Source organism: Enterococcus cecorum, assembly GCF_052119425.1.
Classification (GTDB): Bacteria; Bacillota; Bacilli; order Lactobacillales; family Enterococcaceae; genus Enterococcus_E; species Enterococcus_E cecorum_C.
The window spans coordinates 1-18556 of the sequence record NZ_JBQKFH010000033.1; the positions used below are offsets into that span (position 1 = coordinate 1).

General features: G+C 35.5%; 18 protein-coding genes and 1 pseudogene. All 19 read right to left on the reverse strand.

Annotated features, from left to right (window positions below):
- Window positions 1-208 precede the first annotated feature (208 nt).
- On the reverse strand, window positions 209-880 hold the full coding sequence (locus tag ACTQZM_RS08865; protein ID WP_441653533.1) for a Bax inhibitor-1/YccA family protein: 672 nt from the start codon (window positions 878-880) through the stop codon (window positions 209-211).
- A 27-nt stretch (window positions 881-907) separates the two neighbouring features.
- Entirely contained in the window at window positions 908-1390 is a 483-nt protein-coding gene (locus ACTQZM_RS08870; RefSeq protein WP_441653534.1) for a MaoC/PaaZ C-terminal domain-containing protein, read from the reverse strand.
- Window positions 1391-1518: 128 nt separating this feature from the next.
- Window positions 1519-2853, reverse strand: a complete 1335-nt coding sequence (gene murC / locus ACTQZM_RS08875; protein ID WP_047241933.1) for a UDP-N-acetylmuramate--L-alanine ligase — start codon at window positions 2851-2853, stop codon at window positions 1519-1521.
- A 152-nt stretch (window positions 2854-3005) separates the two neighbouring features.
- Window positions 3006-3443, reverse strand: coding sequence for a SprT family protein (locus ACTQZM_RS08880; protein ID WP_441653535.1), 438 nt, complete (start codon window positions 3441-3443; stop codon window positions 3006-3008).
- A complete protein-coding gene (locus tag ACTQZM_RS08885; protein WP_441653546.1) occupies window positions 3436-3891 on the reverse strand; it encodes a S1 RNA-binding domain-containing protein in 456 nt (151 codons plus the stop codon). Before ACTQZM_RS08885 ends, ACTQZM_RS08880 begins: the two co-directional genes overlap by 8 nt.
- Window positions 3885-5604 (reverse strand): annotated as a pseudogene (locus ACTQZM_RS08890) (helix-hairpin-helix domain-containing protein); the annotation flags it as partial. The pseudogene ACTQZM_RS08890 and the gene ACTQZM_RS08885, both read right to left, overlap by 7 nt.
- A gap of 84 nt (window positions 5605-5688) precedes the next feature.
- Window positions 5689-6063, reverse strand: coding sequence for a VOC family protein (locus ACTQZM_RS08895; protein ID WP_016252127.1), 375 nt, complete (start codon window positions 6061-6063; stop codon window positions 5689-5691).
- Between the two features lie 2 nt (window positions 6064-6065).
- Window positions 6066-6467 (reverse strand): DUF1149 family protein, encoded by a 402-nt coding sequence (locus ACTQZM_RS08900; RefSeq protein ID WP_248621145.1) that lies wholly within the window; start codon window positions 6465-6467, stop codon window positions 6066-6068.
- A gap of 9 nt (window positions 6468-6476) precedes the next feature.
- Window positions 6477-7493, reverse strand: a complete 1017-nt coding sequence (locus ACTQZM_RS08905) for a SepM family pheromone-processing serine protease (RefSeq protein WP_441653536.1) — start codon at window positions 7491-7493, stop codon at window positions 6477-6479.
- Window positions 7483-7974 carry a pantetheine-phosphate adenylyltransferase gene (gene coaD, locus ACTQZM_RS08910; protein ID WP_050047125.1) on the reverse strand — a complete coding sequence of 164 codons (492 nt, stop codon included), beginning with the start codon at window positions 7972-7974 and terminating at the stop codon, window positions 7483-7485. Before coaD ends, ACTQZM_RS08905 begins: the two co-directional genes overlap by 11 nt.
- Window positions 7967-8530 carry a 16S rRNA (guanine(966)-N(2))-methyltransferase RsmD gene (rsmD, locus tag ACTQZM_RS08915; RefSeq protein ID WP_113784200.1) on the reverse strand — a complete coding sequence of 188 codons (564 nt, stop codon included), beginning with the start codon at window positions 8528-8530 and terminating at the stop codon, window positions 7967-7969. Before rsmD ends, coaD begins: the two co-directional genes overlap by 8 nt.
- A gap of 8 nt (window positions 8531-8538) precedes the next feature.
- Entirely contained in the window at window positions 8539-8886 is a 348-nt protein-coding gene (locus ACTQZM_RS08920) for a YlbG family protein (RefSeq protein ID WP_248621143.1), read from the reverse strand.
- Complete coding sequence (locus tag ACTQZM_RS08925) at window positions 8879-9307, reverse strand: YlbF family regulator (protein ID WP_441653537.1); 429 nt, start codon at window positions 9305-9307, stop codon at window positions 8879-8881. The genes ACTQZM_RS08920 and ACTQZM_RS08925 overlap by 8 nt, the downstream gene beginning before the upstream one ends.
- Before the next feature lie 19 nt (window positions 9308-9326).
- Window positions 9327-10418, reverse strand: coding sequence for a CAP-associated domain-containing protein (locus tag ACTQZM_RS08930; protein ID WP_441653538.1), 1092 nt, complete (start codon window positions 10416-10418; stop codon window positions 9327-9329).
- 21 nt (window positions 10419-10439) lie between these two features.
- Entirely contained in the window at window positions 10440-13865 is a 3426-nt protein-coding gene (locus ACTQZM_RS08935; RefSeq protein WP_441653539.1) for a pyruvate carboxylase, read from the reverse strand.
- Between the two features lie 24 nt (window positions 13866-13889).
- Window positions 13890-15050 carry an FtsW/RodA/SpoVE family cell cycle protein gene (locus tag ACTQZM_RS08940; RefSeq protein ID WP_441653540.1) on the reverse strand — a complete coding sequence of 387 codons (1161 nt, stop codon included), beginning with the start codon at window positions 15048-15050 and terminating at the stop codon, window positions 13890-13892.
- 104 nt (window positions 15051-15154) lie between these two features.
- A complete protein-coding gene (locus tag ACTQZM_RS08945; protein ID WP_016252117.1) occupies window positions 15155-15466 on the reverse strand; it encodes a DUF1507 family protein in 312 nt (103 codons plus the stop codon).
- An 89-nt stretch (window positions 15467-15555) separates the two neighbouring features.
- Window positions 15556-16587, reverse strand: a complete 1032-nt coding sequence (locus ACTQZM_RS08950; protein WP_441653541.1) for a M42 family metallopeptidase — start codon at window positions 16585-16587, stop codon at window positions 15556-15558.
- Window positions 16588-16664: 77 nt separating this feature from the next.
- A complete protein-coding gene (gene typA / locus ACTQZM_RS08955) occupies window positions 16665-18506 on the reverse strand; it encodes a translational GTPase TypA (protein WP_016252115.1) in 1842 nt (613 codons plus the stop codon).
- Window positions 18507-18556 lie beyond the last annotated feature (50 nt).

The window sequence follows — 18556 nt, forward strand, 5'->3', positions numbered from 1 at the left end:
CTAGAGGGACAATGGGTTGTTTCATCATAAAAAACCTCCAATCTTCTGTTTGAATACAGTATAACTGGAGGACTAGATAGATGCGATACACCTTGTTATTGGACGCTTACCTTCTAACTGGTATTTAGTTGAAGTCGTCATCCTATCCCTCCAAAAAAAAGCATCAAAACAAATTGTCTTGATGCTTAAATTTTTTATTGACTAAATATTAATCCCTAGCAAAAATGCGAATAAATGCTAAGAATAAATTGATGAAGTCAAGATATAGATTTAATGCCATAAAAGTAGCAATACCAAAATCATTTTCCATTTGATAGCTAAAATAAGCTTCACGAATACGTTGATTATCATAAGCAGTCAAACCACTAAAGATAATGACAAGTACAAAAGAAATAAAATAGTCAACGGCACTACTTTGCATAAAAATATTGACTAAGATGACCACCAATGCACCAATTAAAAAAGAATATAACGCACGTGCATTGCCGGATAAATCTCTCTTAGTAAAGATACCAAAGACAGCCATTGTAATAAAGGTTAAAGAACTAGCTGCAAATGCCGACGTCACTGTACCAAAGTCATACACCAATAAAGTAACAGAGAGCGTCACTCCATTTAATAGTGAATAAACAATAAAACCGGCTAATGTCAAAGCTGGATTTTTAAAAGCTTGACGACCAATTACTAAGACCAAGACAATTTCAAAAACCCACAATAAGATAAAAGTCATTTGGTTGACAGTAGCTAGAAACTGATTGACAAAAACGGTTGAACAAAGATAAGCAGCAAGTGCACTAATGGCAAGGCCTACACCAAAAATGCCATATACTTTTGCAAAAAAACGATTTAATCCTGTAGTTGTAGTATATTCTTGATTCATAACTTTCCCTCATTTCGTTATTTGAAGTTACTCATTAACCAATTCATCTTGATTTTCGGTGTTTGGATGAACAATCAATGGCGGTTGAACCATAACGACTGAATCGAGTACGCGATTACCTTCTTGATTATTTCCTTCAACAGAAATGGTTACGACATTTTTCATCTTGTCCACCTTGATTACCTCAAAATTAAAGGTCAAAGTTTCATAATGATAAATAGGCTCAATTAAATTCATTGAGAAATTCACAATATGTGATCCCGGACCAGGCAAATGCTTAGAAATCGCACTCGCAATAATGCCGCTTAACATCACCATAGGCACGATTGGTCTTTCAAATTCCGTTTGTTGTGCATAGTCATGTTGAATAAACAATGGATTCGCATCATTTGTAAGTCCTAAGTATAGTAAGAGTTGCTGGTCTTCGATAGATTCGGTTAATGATAACGAATCGCCCTCTTCTATCTCCTCAATTGTTTTACCAAGCTTTCTAGGTTTACCAATATTCAAATTTCATTCCTCCAAATATTTCATTACAATTATTTTAATCAAATCTAGAGAAAAGTGCAAGTTTGATACTTGAATTTAAAATAAAAAATACCAGCTCAAAATCAAATTCAAGCTGGTAAAAATTTTTCTTATAAAACATTTCTAGTTGTTTTGCTTAATAGGTTTTCGTAGGCAATTTCAAATTTTTGTACATCGCCTGCGCCCATAAAGATAATGACGCTATCTTCATGATTTAATAAAGGGGACATATTTTCTTCTTTTAAGACTGTTCCACCTTTTTTCACTTTTGCAGATAAGTCTTCAATACTTACTTGACCTGATTTTTCACGTGCTGAACCAAAGATATCACATAGGTAAACTTCATCAGCTAAATCAAGTGCTTGAGCAAATTCGTCAAGTAAAGCAATTGTACGTGTGAAAGTATGTGGTTGGAAGACAGCGACAATTTGCTTATCTGGATATTTTTGACGTGCGCCATCAATCGTAGCTGCAATTTCTGCTGGATGATGCGCATAATCATCCACGATTGTCATATCCGCCACTTTCTTCTCACTAAAACGTCTTTTGACACCTGCAAATGATTTTAACTCATCAGCAATTAATTTCATATCAAAACCTTCAACAAAACATACTGCAATAACACCTAACGCATTTTTAATATTATGTTCACCAAAAGCAGGAATAGCAAAATGACCAACAAATTCAGTACCATGATACACATCAAATTGTGAACCAGTCGTTGTGCGTTCAATATTTTTAGCTTGGAAATCATCGGTATCTTTAAGACCATAGTAATAAATTGGTACTTCAGCTTGTAATTTCCGTAAATAAACATCATCGCCATAAGCAAAAATCGCTTTTTTAACTTGATGAGCTAAACTTTGGAAAGCCGTAAACACATCTTCAATACTTTCATAATAGTCTGGATGATCAAAATCAATATTCGTCATAATCGCATAATCAGGTGAATAGGCTAAGAAATGACGTCGATATTCACAGGCTTCAAAAACAAAATGAGTAGCATCGGGTTCACCATGGCCAGTACCATCACCAATTAAATAGCTTGTAGGTACCACACCAGACATTGCATGGGCAAGTAACCCAGTTGTGCTTGTTTTTCCATGAGATCCCGTAATGGCAATACTTGTAAATTGTTCAATAAATTTACCGATAAAATCATGGTAACGAATCACAGTAGCACCAATTTCTTTAGCACGTGCGATTTCAGGATGAGTATCAGGAAATGCGTTCCCAGCAATCACAATATATTCTTTTTTTACATTATCAGCGTTGAATGGCAAAATTAAAATGTTTGCTTTTTCTAAATCACGTTGGGTAAAGAAATATTGCTCCACGTCAGAACCTTGGACATGATAGCCTTTTTGATGAAGAACTAAAGCTAAAGAGCTCATTCCAGAACCTTTAATCCCAACAAAGTGATAAATTTGATCTTTATTAATCATTCAGTTGCCTCTTTTCGTATTTTCAATATAGCAATTTTATAATCTTTCACGTGTTTTTTGTCAAATAATTGATATTACAAGGGAAAAGACAATTCATTATCTAACAAAACACATGAAATATCAATTCTTTTCGCAGCACTTTAAAAAGCTTTTTAATAGTCTTTTACTAATTTCAAACGACCAGCACACTTCCCACATGCATATTTACGCACGTCCAAACGTCTTATTCGGAAATAATCTTGCTGACAAACTATGCATTGATAGTGGAATTTTGGCTGTTGTAACCTTGGTGTATAGCGTAATCCACCTACTGCTTGTAATAGCTTTTTAAAGTCTTGATCTGCATGGCGATAACCTTTGCCTTCTAAATGTAGATGATAATGACACAATTCATGCTTAATGACACCATATAATATTGCTTTATCTACATTTAACAGTAGAGGATTAATATCAATATGATGATCGTTCAAGTGATAGCGTCCGCCTGTTGTTTTCAATCTTTTATTAAATAGCGCACGATGCAGGAAAGGTCTTTTAAAAAACTCAAGCGAAATTTGTTGAACAAGATGCGTTAATGCTTGATTATTCACGCCCATCACTCGCAAGCATAGACAAGCCGATACGACCTTTTTGTGTATCAACACTGGTAATCCATACTTGAACAATATCTCCTACTGCAACGACTTCACTTGGATGTTTAACAAAACGATCACTTAGTTTAGAAATATGCACTAAGCCATCTTGTTTCACACCAATATCGACAAATGCTCCAAAATCGATAACATTACGTACAGTACCTTGCAACTTCATCCCAACTTTTAAATCTTCAATTGATAACACATCCGAACGTAAAATAGGCGCTGGCATATCTTCCCGTAAATCGCGACCTGGTTTAAGCAAGGAATCTATAATATCCTGTAAGGTTTCACGACCAATGGCTAATTTTTCCGATAATTGTTTGATATCTATTTTTTGTAATTGGCTCTTTGCTTCCGGTATATCAAGCATAGTAAGATTAATATTCAAAGCATCAAGCAAATCCTTAGTTGCCTGGTAGCTTTCTGGGTGAATTGGTGTATTATCAAGAATATTTTTCCCATTTGGAATACGTAAAAATCCAATTGCTTGTTCAAAAGCTTTAGGACCCAAACGTGGCACTTTCTTCAATTGATTTCTTTGACTAAATGCGCCATTTTCTTCCCGATAATTGACAATATTTTGTGCGGTTGTCTTATTTAGACCAGCGATTCTTGCAAGCAATTGGCTAGAAGCGGTATTGACATTGACACCGACTTGGTTAACGACGGTCTCAACTACAAAGTCTAATTGCTGCGCTAGTTGTTTTTGGGATACATCATGCTGATATTGACCAACTCCCACCGCCTTTGGATCGATTTTCACCAATTCTGCTAATGGATCTTGTAAACGACGACCAATACTTACAGCACTTCTTTGCTCGACTTGTAAATCTGGAAATTCTGATCGGGCAACTTCACTGGCTGAATAAACGGAGGCCCCTGCTTCATTTACGATGATGTAATAGACTTTACGATTGATTTTTTTCAATTGTTCAGCAACAAATTTTTCAGATTCTCTTGAGGCTGTTCCATTCCCGATGGCTACCATTTCTACTTGATAGTCCTCAATTAATTGAATGAACTTTTTAGCCGCTTCTTTTAATTGCTTTTCTGAGCCCATCGTAGCATAAATCACATCAATAGCTAAGACCTTACCAGTTGGGTCCATAATGGCTAATTTACAACCGGTTCTGTAAGCAGGGTCAAATCCCATGACAACTTTTCCTTTTAATGGCGATTGTAGTAATAGATTTCTAAGATTTTCACCAAAGACTTCAATCGCTTGTTCATCCGCTTTGGCTGTCAGTTCATTTCTGATTTCCCGTTCAATTGCTGGTTGAATAAACCGTTTATAGGCATCCTCATAAGCAGTGGTTAATTTTTCAACAAGCAATTCATTGGCCTTTTTCGGAATAATATGTTTAGCCAGATATTCATGGATTTTATTTGTATCTACTTCTAGATTAACTTTTAAGACGCCTTCTTTTTCACCGCGATTGGTCGCTAAAATACGATGTGAAACCATAGATTTGATTGGTTGGGTAAATTCATAATAGATTTCATATACTTTTCTTTCATCTAATGACTCATCTTTTACTTGGCAGGTATACTGACCATTTTTATAGGTAAAGTTGCGAATCCATTCACGATATTTTGCTTCATCCGCAATTTTTTCAGCCAAAATTTCATGTACACCGTTCCACACATCATCTAGCGTAGGTACTGCTTCATTCGTGCTTAATTGCGCCATCTTTTCCAAAACAGCCTGATCTTGATTTTGAAATACTGCTTCTGATAATGGTTCTAACCCATTTTCTTTAGCAATGGTCGCTTTTGTTCTTTTCTTTTGTTTGTAAGGACGATATAAGTCTTCAAGTTTTTGTAAAACATTAGCAGCTAATATTTCTGCGCGCAATTCTTCTGTTAGTTTTCCTTGATTTGAAATATTTTCAATGATTTCTTCTTTACGTTTTTGTAGATTTTCTAAATATTGATAGCGGTCTTGAATATTTTTAATTTGCACCTCATCTAGACTGCCCGTTTTTTCTTTTCGATAGCGCGCAATAAAAGGAATTGTTGCACCATCAGCCAATAGATTTAAAACAGCTTCAATCTGTACCTTAGTAATTGGTGCAAGTTCTGTCACTAATTGTTGAATAATAAATTGCTCCATTTTTATACTCCTTTAATATCGTTTTAAATAAAAAGAGTGAACCACAAAACTGTGCTCACTCTTGAAAGGATTAGCAAGCGCAAATTAATTGCCAGTGACTGCAAAATAATTGCCTTCTAAATCGACAAAATTAAAGATATAACGATTTTCATCTAGTTGCATTAATTGTCCGACTTCCACCTGATTTTCTTGCATCTTTTGATATAATTTTACAATATCTTCTGCAAAAAACATAATTTGCGGTGCATTGGTATTCACTTGATGCGCATGTTCTTCCACAAATTGGCGATCATACAAACTGAAGGTCAATGGACTACCCTTGCAAGGCGTAATTTCAGCAACTAAACTGCCATCCATTTCTTCAATTGTCAAAATCTCAAAGCCAACTGACTGCCAAAAATCTGCAGCCTTTTTCACATCAGAAACATACAAAACAAATTGTGCTTGATTGGTAAACATGATTACTCTCCTTGTTGTCTGTCACTTTCAAACTCAGAATTAAATTCAAGGTTGATACCAGGTTCATCAGTGATAATTTCTGTTACTTCATAAGTTAAACGTCGTAAAACATCAAATATTGGTTCAACTAATTCTTCAGATTCCTCATGCGATAAATCATCAGGAGACGTAATTTTACGATCTTTAATATGATTAACCTGACGAATTTGACCTGAAATTTTAAATGAACCTAGCACAAGTTTATATTGCACTTGAGCACCTAATAGCGTATTATTTTCTGTAAATTCTGGGTTGTTAGCTGCTAGTGGAACAAAAGCAACTTGGATTTGTGTTTGTTCCCCTTCTTCTACATTATTATCAAAGTGGTAAGCATCCACAATCGGTAATTCTCTTATAATTTCCATTTTGATTCCTCATTTCTGATTTTTTAAGTAAGTCAGTGCCTCATTAAAGGTAGCAACAGGCACAATCTTCATCTTTGTATGAATTTGTTTCGCTACTTTTTTGGCGATTTTTTCATTGTCATCTTCTTTTTGTTGATCTTTTGGTACGAAGAAAAGTTCAACACCAGCCTTATCAGCACTCACTATTTTTTTATCTATACCACCAATTTGGCCAACATTGCCGAGTTCATCCATCGTTCCAGTGCCGGCGATTTTTTGACCATGGCGAATATTTTCTTTGGTTAATTGTTCATAAATTTCGAGTGTAAACATTAAACCTGCAGAAGGTCCACCAAACCCTTCTGAATCAAATGCGACTTTTTGACTTGTTTTCAAATCAATGGCACTACCAATAATAATTCCTAACTTCGCTTGATTTTGGTCATCTTTCATTAACGTGATGTCCATAGTTAATGTTTTATTTCCTCTTTTAACAGTTAGTTTTAGTTGATTGCCAGGTTTTTCGTTCTTTAAAACTTGAAATAAAGTAAGACTGTTTTCAAGTTTTTGACCATTGACATGAGTGATGATATCGCCCACTTTTAATTGTTGCTTTGCTTTTGAGCCATCCACGAAATCTAAAACATATAACCCATTAAATTGGATGGTCGCTTTTTCGTTGGCAGCTTTAAAGGCATTATATACCGCCATTTGTTGGGCATTCTCAAAATAATAGTTTTGTAAAAAATCATAGCTTTCTTGATTCGTTGAGCCGCCAAGCACTTGTTCATAAGATAAAACGTCCCAGTATGGTTCAAAATTTGCTCTGAGCAATTGATAGCAGCTAGCTTGTTGGAAAGTCACATAAGTCAGCGAAAATGAACCTTTTTCTTTATCTTTATGATTATTAATTTTGACTAGCGTACTCAAATCTACAATGCCACCCGGTTTTTCCACATAACGATTGACAGGATAAAAGAAGAAAGCCAACAAAAGAATCAGAAAAACGAGCATACTGACAATCTTTTTCAATCTTTTAGCTTTCATTTTGTTTCCTCCGAATCGCCTCATCAATATTTTTAGGTAAATAATCGGAGACATCGCCACCAAAATAAACGACTTCTTTAATTAAACTAGAGCTGATATGGGTGTACTTAGACTTTGCTAAAAAGAAAACTGTTTCAATTGTATCATCCAGATGATAGTTCATTTCCATGATTTCACGTTCGTATTCATAATCTTTCATATTACGAATACCACGTACCAGATATTTTGCTCCTAATTCCTGAGCAATATTAACAGTTAAATCAGCCTGTTTAGCAATAACTCGTACGTTTGGAAGATAGGCACATGCTTCACGAATTAAGTCAACCTTTTCTTCGATTGTAAAAAAAGATTGTTTTGAAGTATTCGTAAATATACCTACAATCACTTCATCAAATAAATGACTCGCCCTTTCAATTGTATCCAGGTGTCCTAATGTTAATGGATCAAAACTACCTGGAAACAAGGCAATTTTCTTAGTCATGATTATTGTCCATTTCAAAAATAGTTACTTTACAAATGCCATAACTTTGTTCACGAACTTGTTTTAGTTGACCAATTTCATCGGCTAATTCAACCTGATGATCCGTTTCGCATACGATGACGGCATCCTTGCTTAAAAGCGTATATTCTTGAAGCCTTTCTAATTGTTTTTCAATTTCTTGTTTTGCATAAGGTGGATCTAAAAAGACATAATCAAATTGAAGCCCTTCTTGTTTAAAACGTTCAATCGCTTTATTGGCATCAGCTTTAATCACCGAAAATAATTCTGTTTCTTTCGTGAGAGCGATATTTTCTTTAATAATTTTGATTGCTGAAAAATTTCGATCCACACAATAAGCATGTGAACAACCTCGAGAGATCGCCTCAATTGCCAAAGCCCCACTACCAGAAAATAAATCTAAAACAGTCCCACCTTCAAAGTATGGTCCAATCATATTAAACATGGATTCTTTTACTTTGTCGGTAGTTGGTCGAGTGTTATCACCACTCAAACTTTTTAATCTTCTTGAGCGGTATTTTCCAGAAATAACTCGCATAACTCCCCCTAAAACACCTCATCTGCTAAACGAATGGTTGTATTTAACTCTTCTACTTCATAGCCATCATCATCGACTTGATACGCTTTTTTGGTACCAATTCGTTCGGCAAAATTCATTTCAATATCCGGACGATAAGAAGGTTCAACATGGCGTACAAAATGTAGCTTCTCTATTTTTTTTATCACTTCTTCTACCTTCTCTTCGTTTACATAAAGACAAACATATTTTGATTTTTTAGAAATATAATGAACTAACCCAAAACGTTTTAAGCTTTTTAATTGTCTAAGTGAGTAAACCCAGACAATAATCCCGCGTCTTTTGGTTATTTCAAATGCTGATTCATTTTCAGACATGACAACTTCCTCCACACCCATGATGATTTTGACGAATAAAAAAAGGATTTCCTGCGTCAACTTTAATATCATCAGAAATAACTGTACTCATTTCAAGACAAATCTCATCTAATATCCCTTGTAAGGCTGTTTCAGACTGACGATAAGCAATCATTTGAGGTTGCATATCCATCTTACGCTTGGCACGTTGTAATTCACGACGGATTTGTTTAAATTCTGGCATATACGTACCAAAACGTTCTATTTCCTCAAAATGAGCTTTTTTATGTTGAAAATCAAGAATATCCTTTTGCAAATCATTATCGCAATTTAAGGCCTCTTGTGCTTTGATATATTGCTGAAAGGTATCCGAATGTACAATATTAGCGAGTAATTCATCGACTTTTTCATCTAATGCGATTAATTCCTCATTAATAATCACACAAAATTCCCCCTTTATTTTATTCTTCATCCAGTATTAAGACTAACATATCTTGTTTATGAAATGCAATACTTAATGCTTTTGCCTGATTATTTGTTAATTTGTTATGTAAGATTGGATTGGTTTGTAATTGTAAGGTAATATCCATACAATCTACACTCGGTGATAAAAAAATTCCGCGAGCATTTTCTAATTGGGCAATATCCGTCAAATGCTTCAACTCATCCGATGTAAAAGTAAAAAATGCCTCTGTTCTTTGTGTATGCATCTGTTTTAACTGAAGAATCCGTGCAGTACTTAATACTTTTTCAGGATTTTGCTCAAACTGCGCTAATGCCTTATTCGCCACAACATCTGAATCAGAATCGGCTAACTGATATTTTTTTTCATCAAGACGACTGAACAAGGTTAATAAATAGTTTGCTTTTTGCGCACTCAATTCCTCCCAATTTGCTAGTCGACTCTCATTTTCATAAATATCATATTGTCCTTTAATGATTTGATAAGGAGCCACCTTTAACAAATAAGGCGCATCTAAGTAACGAATCGCAAATAATTTTCCCGAAATTGGATGAAAATAGCAAATTGCATAGACTTGATTATTATAGCTAATAAATGGTCGATAGTTCATATCTTCTTCTGATAATTCAAATTGATAATCTTTATCTTGTAACTTTAAAGATAAGGAACTAGATACAGTAGCTTTCGATAATAAGTCTTCTAAGTCCATCCCTAGATAAAAATCATTATCTACTTTCCCTTTACTACCAAAAACTGTTAATTCTTGAATTTTACCATTATGATTTGTTAATACATCATAATTTTGATGTTGATTGGCAAATAAATATTCGGTATACCCATAACCTGTATCCACTTTTTGCAATTCTGTAGGTAATTTATCACGTACTGCTTTGATATCTTGACCAATCATCTGCGCATATAAATCCGCAACAATGTTTTCAGTATTTTGCTGCGGTCTAGGTTGTTTCAGTTTAACCGTATTAGATTGCGAGTTTATTTTCTTATTCATCGGATAAAAAACAGGCTGTAAATATACAAAAAGAAGGACCAAAATAAAAATAATCATAAACGATAATTTACGATATTTCATTTCAATCCCTCCAAATACATATTATTTTAATTCGATAAGCAAATCACCTGACTGAATTGTTTCGCCAGGATGTACATATAAATGATCGACTACCCCGTCAAAACGTGCTTCGATTGCCGTTTCCATTTTCATCGCTTCAGTAATCATCAAGACATCGCCCTTTTTCACATGATCACCTTTTTTCACTAATACTTGTAAAACAGATCCGGACATTGTCGCACCATATTGATTTTTATCTGTAGGTTCGGCCTTTTTACGATGAACAATGGTACTTTGAATAGATTTATCATTTACCACAATTTCACGTCTTTGACCATTTAAATTAAAGAATAAGATACGATTGCCTTCTTCGTCTGCTTCACCAATTTCATCTAACCGAATAATTAATACTTTTCCTTTTTCGATTTCAACATTAATTTTTTCGCCTAAACGCATCCCATAAAAGAAGGTTGGTGTATCTAATAGCTTGACTTCACCAAATTGATCATAGGCTTTACAGTAATCTAAAAAGACCTGTGGATACATCAAGTAACTCAAAACTTGTTCGTCTTTAGGAGTAAAGCCAACTTTTTCAGCTAATTCATTACGTACCTTTTCAAAATCAACAGCAGGTGCTAACTGGCCGGGACGCACAGTTATAGCTGGACGGCCTTTCAAAATAATTTTTTGCAGTTTTTCAGGGAAACCGCCGACTGGTTGTCCAAGCTGTCCTTCAAAGAAAGAAACCACTGAATCAGGGAAACTTAAAGTATCGCCTTTTTCGTAAAGATCCTCTTCAGTTAATTGATTTTGAACCATAAATAAGGCCATATCTCCTACCACTTTAGAAGAAGGTGTCACTTTCACAATGTCCCCAAACATCATGTTTACTTTACGATACATTTGCTTGACTTCATCCCATTTATCACTTAGGCCAACCGCTTTTGCTTGTTGTTGTAAATTAGAATATTGCCCACCAGGCATTTCATGTAAATAGACTTCAGTTTGCGGCGCGTTCATGCCATTTTCAAAACTTTGATAATATGGGCGCACATCTTCCCAATAATGATTCAATGCTTGGGCTTTTTGAATATCCATTTGTGGGGCGCGTTTATCCCCCAACAAAGCATAGTATAGACTTGACATGCTTGGTTGACTCGTATGGGCACTCATTGCAGAAATAGCCACATCGACAATATCTACACCTGCTTGAATTGCTTTTTCATAAGTCATAATCGCATTACCAGAAGTATCATGCGTATGAAGATGAATTGGTACATCCACAGTATCCTTCAATTCAGAAATTAAACGATAAGCAGCTTGTGGTTTTAATAAGCCTGCCATATCTTTAATCGCGATAATATGCGCACCTAAACTTTCCAAATCTTTAGCCATTTGTTTATAGTAATTTATATCATATTTACTACGAAGCGGATCATTAATATCACCTGTGTAACAAATCGCCGCTTCAGCAATTTTTCCACTATCTAACACCGCTTGAATACTTGGTTCCATTTGAGCAGTCCAGTTCAGACTATCAAATATACGGAAGACATCGATTCCTTGTTTGGCTGATTCTTTAATAAAGGCTTGAATGACATTATCTGGGTAGTTTGAATAACCCACAGCATTAGATCCTCTAAATAGCATTTGCATCAACGTATTTGGCATTTGTTTACGAATTTTACGTAATCTTTCCCACGGATCTTCATTCAAGAATCGATACGCCACATCAAAAGTTGCCCCACCCCACATTTCACTTGAGAACAATTGTGGAATAGCAAATTGCGTTTGAGCAGCAATTTTTTCAATATCATGTGTTCGAACACGGGTGGCTAGTAGACTTTGGTGCGCATCACGGAAGGTCGTATCCGTTAAAAGCACAGCCTGTTGTTCTTGAACCCATTTAGAAACAGCTTGCGGACCTTCTTTATCCAAAATCTTTTTAGCGGTAACAATTTCTTTATTTTGTGTAATTATTTCTTTTGGTACACGAGGCACTTCAAAGAATGGTTTTGCTTTTTTATCAATTCCTGGGAAACCATTAATCGTGATTTCACCAATATATTTCATGGTTTTATTCCCACGATCTCGCGTACTAGAAAACTCAAATAAACTTGGTGTGTTGTCAATAAAGGTCGTCTTGGCATTTCCTGATTGGAAGACTTCATTATGAATGACATTTTGCATAAATGGGATGTTTGTCTTTACCCCACGAATTCTAAACTCTTTTAAGCAACGTTGCATCTTTTGAACTGCTGCTTGGAAAGTTGCACCATGCGTACAAACTTTTACTAATAAAGAGTCAAAATAAGGAGTAACAACGGCGCCCGCATAAGCATTACCAACATCTAAACGGACACCAAAACCACCAGGTGAGCGATAGGTATCGATTTTACCAGTATCAGGCATAAAATTATTCAATGGATCTTCTGTTGTAATCCGACATTGAATCGCTGCACCTTTAAGATAAATATTTTCTTGCTGTGGAATATGAATATCTTTATGTAAATCTTTCCCTTGAGCAATTAAAATTTGACTAGTCACAATGTCAATATCTGTAATTAATTCAGTAATCGTATGTTCTACTTGTACACGTGGATTCACTTCAATAAAGTAGAAATCATCGCCACTAACTAAAAACTCTACAGTTCCAGCATTAACATATCCGACATGTTTCATTAATTGAACAGCCGCACCACAGATTTTTTCACGTAATTCAGTTGATAATGATACACAAGGTGCAACTTCAACTACTTTCTGATGACGTCTTTGTACTGAGCAATCACGTTCAAATAAGTGCACAACATTGCCATGCATATCACCTAAAATCTGCACTTCAATATGTTTTGGATCAGCAATATATTTTTCTACATAGACTTCATCACTACCAAATGCGGCTTTAGCTTCACTCTTTGCACGATTGTAACCTTCTAAAGCTTGAGCATCATCAAAGGCCACGCGCATGCCACGACCACCACCGCCAAGGGCTGCTTTAATCATAATTGGATAGCCGTAATCCTTCGCAAACTGAAGCACCTCATGTACAGAGTCTACCGGGCCGTCACTTCCTGGAATAGATTGAATGCCGGCTTTCACGGCTGCTTCTTTTGCTTTAATCTTATCTCCAAAAATATCTAGATGTTCAAGTTTTGGTCCGATGAATGTCAGGCCTTCTTCTTGACAACGTTTCGCAAACTGTAAATTTTCAGATAAAAATCCATAGCCTGGGTGAATCGCATCTGCCCCAGCTTCTTTGGCGACTTGGATGATGCCTTCAATATCCAAATACGCTTCAATAGGCTTTTTACCTTCACCGATTAAGTAGGCTTCATCTGCTTTAAAACGGTGAACAGAATATTCATCTTCAGCTGCATAAATACCGACTGTTGCAATTCCTAATTCCGCACATGCACGAAAAACACGTATTGCGATTTCGCCACGATTTGCAACTAATACTTTTTTCATCGAACCACTCCTTAAATTTATTTATCAATACAACATCAATTTTTTCTTCTTTTCATCAGCACTAATATTTAAGACTAAACCAACACAGGCTGATAAAACAATTAAACTAGAACCACCTTGACTAAAGAATGGAAAGGTAATCCCCGTTAATGGAATCAAACCAGTAATTCCCCCTAAATTGATGAAGATTTGAATCAAAAATAATGAACCGACGCCTAAACAAATCATTGAATTAAAAGCATCATTTGAACGAATACCAATTAAAAGGATTCGTCCGACTAAAAACAACAATAAACCTAAAATAAGAATAGCCCCAATTAATCCCAATTCTTCAACAACAATTGCAAAAATAAAGTCTGTTGAAGCAGCAAAACTTAGGAAACCTTTCTTTTGGATACTATTTCCTAAACCTAAACCAAATAATCGACCATTAAACATTGCATAATAGCCATTTACCAGTTGATGACCGTCGCCAAATTCATCTTTAAATGGATTTAAGAATACTGCAAAACGAGAGGCAACGTGTGCAGGTAAAAAGCTACCATTGGTGATACGAATAATAAACATCGTAAGGATACTAAACGCAAAAGTGCCAAACGCTATGATATAACCATAAAGATAATTGATCCCACTAATCATCAACATTACGATTAGCAGTAAGGCAATAATCGCTGCGTTCCCAAAATCGGGATACAAGGCTAAAATTCCCATAGATAGCGCACACAGCCCTACAGGTACTTTAACAGCCTCAATCATCTTGTCAGGAATCAACACTTGGCGATCTGAAATTTGTGCAGCCAGCATCCAAATCATCACAAACTTCCAAAACTCAACTGGCTGAATCGTTCCCAGTCCAGGAATTTGAATCCAACCATGAGCACCATTAACGGTTTTAAAACCAAACGCAATCACCATCAAACCTAATACAAGTGCGACAAATATCCGTACAAACTTCAAATTTTTTAGCATACTGAGCTTCATTTTATATAAGATAGCCATCAAAATAATACTTAAAAATAAAAAGATGGCTTGTTTGACCATATCAGTGATTGGATTTTTTCCTTGTGATATAAGAGAATATGATGATGCGCTATATACCATCATCAAGCCAATAACGGTCAAAATTAAATAGGGAATTAAAATACTATAATCTAATAAATGTCTTTTCTTTACTTTCTTTGACAATGGATCATCCTTGGGTCGCCCCATTTCCTTTCTAATGACATAAACTACGAATAAAAAAGGGAATAACTCACAAAGCTATTTCGTTATCCCCCCATTATATTTAACTACTTTAAAGTTATATCTTCATCTTTTTGTTCTGCAACATGTTGTTCTTTATAAACTTCTTGATACAATAAATCTAAGTTTTTTTCTAAGTCACTTAAAATTTGTTGACCTTCTGTACTATCTAAAATACCTAACTGAATCGCATAAGCAACTTGTCGTGATAAACCATACATTTGTGTATCCACCACTTCTTCAAAAGCTTTACAATGTGCGACACATAAACTATTCTTTTGATTTGCTATTAAGCGGCGAATGCGTTGGGCTTCATTTTGTAATAACTCTACAGCATGTTCTCTAGAAACCTCTTTCATCTTACTCACTCCAATTTTGTCATGGTATATTTTATTATAGCACAATTTTTAAGTAAAAAAACAGCTTGAATCAATTTTGTAGAAAATCTTTAAACTAATGGACTAAATAAATAAGCGTGTACTAATTGCTCCGTCGCTTGTACAGATTCAATGTGGGTACGTTCGTAGGCATGACTAGATTCAATTCCTGCACCAAATAACGCATGCTTCACTTCGGCACCAGCTGAAAGGGCCGCAGAGGCATCGCTAGCATAATAAGGATAAATATCAAGCTTATAATCAATTGCATTATCTTTACATAATTGTACTAAATGTTGACGGAAATCAAAATTGTAAGGACCTGAACCATCTTTCACACAAATTGAGACACTATATTCATCTGTCTGTTGGTCATCGCCCATCGCACCCATATCCACTGCTAAATATTCAACTACTTCATTTGGAATATTACTGTTCATGCCATGACCGACTTCTTCAAAAGTACTAAAAGCAAAATGTGTAGTATATGGAAGTGTTAAACCTTCTTCTTTGATTTGGTGTAATTGGTTCATTAAAATAGCGGCAGAAACCTTATCATCTAAATGACGACTCTTAACAAATCCTAAATCAGTCACTTGTGTGCGGGCATCAAAAGAAATAAAATCTCCTACTTCGATACCTAATTGACGGACATCTTCTTCATTAAAGACTTTCGCATCTAAGCGTACTTCCATATTTTCTTGGTTTCTTTCAGCTGTACGCGCATCTTTATAAACATGCACACTGGTTTGATGCATTAATATTGTACCTGAAATGGTTTTCTCGCTTCCAGATAGATGAATCAAACAATTTTCACCTTCAACGGATGAATAACCAAAACCACCAATTAAATCAATTTTTAAACGTCCATTTGGTTTGATGGCACGAACCATTGCCCCAAGTGTATCTACATGGGCTGTGACAAATCGTTGTTGGTTATCATTTTCACCCTTTACTGTAACTACTAAACCACCTTTAGGAGTGATTTGTGGATCGTAACCAAATGATTGAAGTGTTTCGTTTACATATTGAATCACCTTATGTGTATATCCTGTTGGTGATGGAATAGCTGTTAATTGTTGGATATATTCCACTGTTTGCATCTCAGTCAGTCCTCTCTTGTGATTGATTTTATAATAAAAGGCGAAAACCTAATGATTAGTTCTCGCCTTAAATTTGACTACGCTTGTTCAGCCATTTTACGTTTTTTAGCGGCTTTTTCACGTTCGTTTTTATTTAAGATTTGTTTACGTAGACGAATACTTTCAGGTGTTACTTCACAATATTCATCATCATTTAAAAATTCTAATGATTCTTCAAGGGTTAGAATTTTTGGCTTTTTAATAACCGCAGTTTGGTCTTTTGTAGCAGAACGGACATTGGTCATTTGTTTTGCTTTAGTGATATTTACAGTCAAGTCATTATCGCGTGAATTTTCACCAACAATCATTCCCTCGTAGACTTCAGTACCTGGTTCAACAAAGACAGTACCACGCTCTTCAATACTCATAATTGAATAAGTCGTTGCCTTGCCTGTATCAATAGAAACTAAAGCACCATGGTGACGACCACCAATTTGACCTTGAATCATTGGTAGATATTGATCAAAGGTATGGTGCATAATACCATAACCACGAGTCATAGATAAGAATTCTGTAGTATATCCGATTAATCCACGGGCTGGTGCTAAGAAGATAATACGAACTTGACCATTTCCAGTATTAATCATATCTTGCATTTCAGCTTTACGCATACCTAATGATTCAATTACTGCCCCCATATATTCTTCTGGTGTATCAATTTGAACACGTTCAAATGGTTCACACTTCACGCCATCAATTTCACGTTCGATAACTTCTGGACGAGATACTTGTAATTCGTAACCTTCACGGCGCATATTTTCAATTAAGATGGATAAGTGTAATTCTCCACGGCCTGAAACAATCCATGAATCTGGACCGATTGGATCAACGCGTAAAGATACATCAGTTTGTAATTGTGCCATCAAACGTTCTTCAATTTTACGTGCAGTAACAAATTTTCCTTCACGTCCAGCAAATGGTGAATTATTCACTAGGAAAGTCATTTGTAATGTAGGCTCATCAATGTGTAAAATCGGCAAAGCTTCTTGATGATCTGCAGGTGTCACTGTTTCACCAACGAAGATATCTTCCATACCAGATACGGCAATCAAATCTCCGGCCTTCGCTTCTTCAATTTCTAAACGTTTCAAGCCAAAGAAACCAAAAATCTTCGTCACGCGGAATTTCTTCACATCACCATCTAGTTTCATTAAAGCAACTTGGTCCCCTACACGAATGGTACCACGGAAAACACGTCCGATACCAATACGACCAACATATTCATTATAGTCTAATAATGACACTTGGAATTGTAAAGGTTCATCAGAATTGTCAATTGGTGCAGGAATATGTTCTAAAATTGTATCAAAAACGGGCGCCATTGTTTTTTCTTGGTCTGCTGGATCACTAGACAAGCTTGAAGTACCATTTAAGGCTGAAGTATAAACAACTGGGAAATCTAATTGATCATCATCGGCCCCTAATTCAATAAACAATTCTAATACTTCATCTACTACATGTTCAGGACGAGCAGATGGTTTATCAATTTTATTCACAACGACAATCGGTGTAACTTTTTGTTCTAAAGCTTTTTTCAATACAAAACGTGTTTGTGGCATGGTTCCTTCATAAGCATCGACAACTAAAAGAACACCATCCACCATTTTCATGATACGTTCTACTTCTCCACCAAAATCGGCGTGTCCAGGAGTATCCATGATGTTGATTTTTGTACCGTTATATTCTACAGCAGTGTTTTTCGCTAAAATTGTAATTCCGCGTTCTTTTTCTAATGCGTTTGAGTCCATCGCACGTTCTTGTAATTGTGTACGTGCATCTAAAGTATGTGACTGTTTTAATAATTCATCTACCAAAGTGGTTTTTCCGTGGTCGACGTGGGCAATAATCGCGATATTACGAATATCTTCTCTATAATTCAATTTAATGACTCCTTTAAAATTTAATTGACTTCACTCAAAATGAAATTATA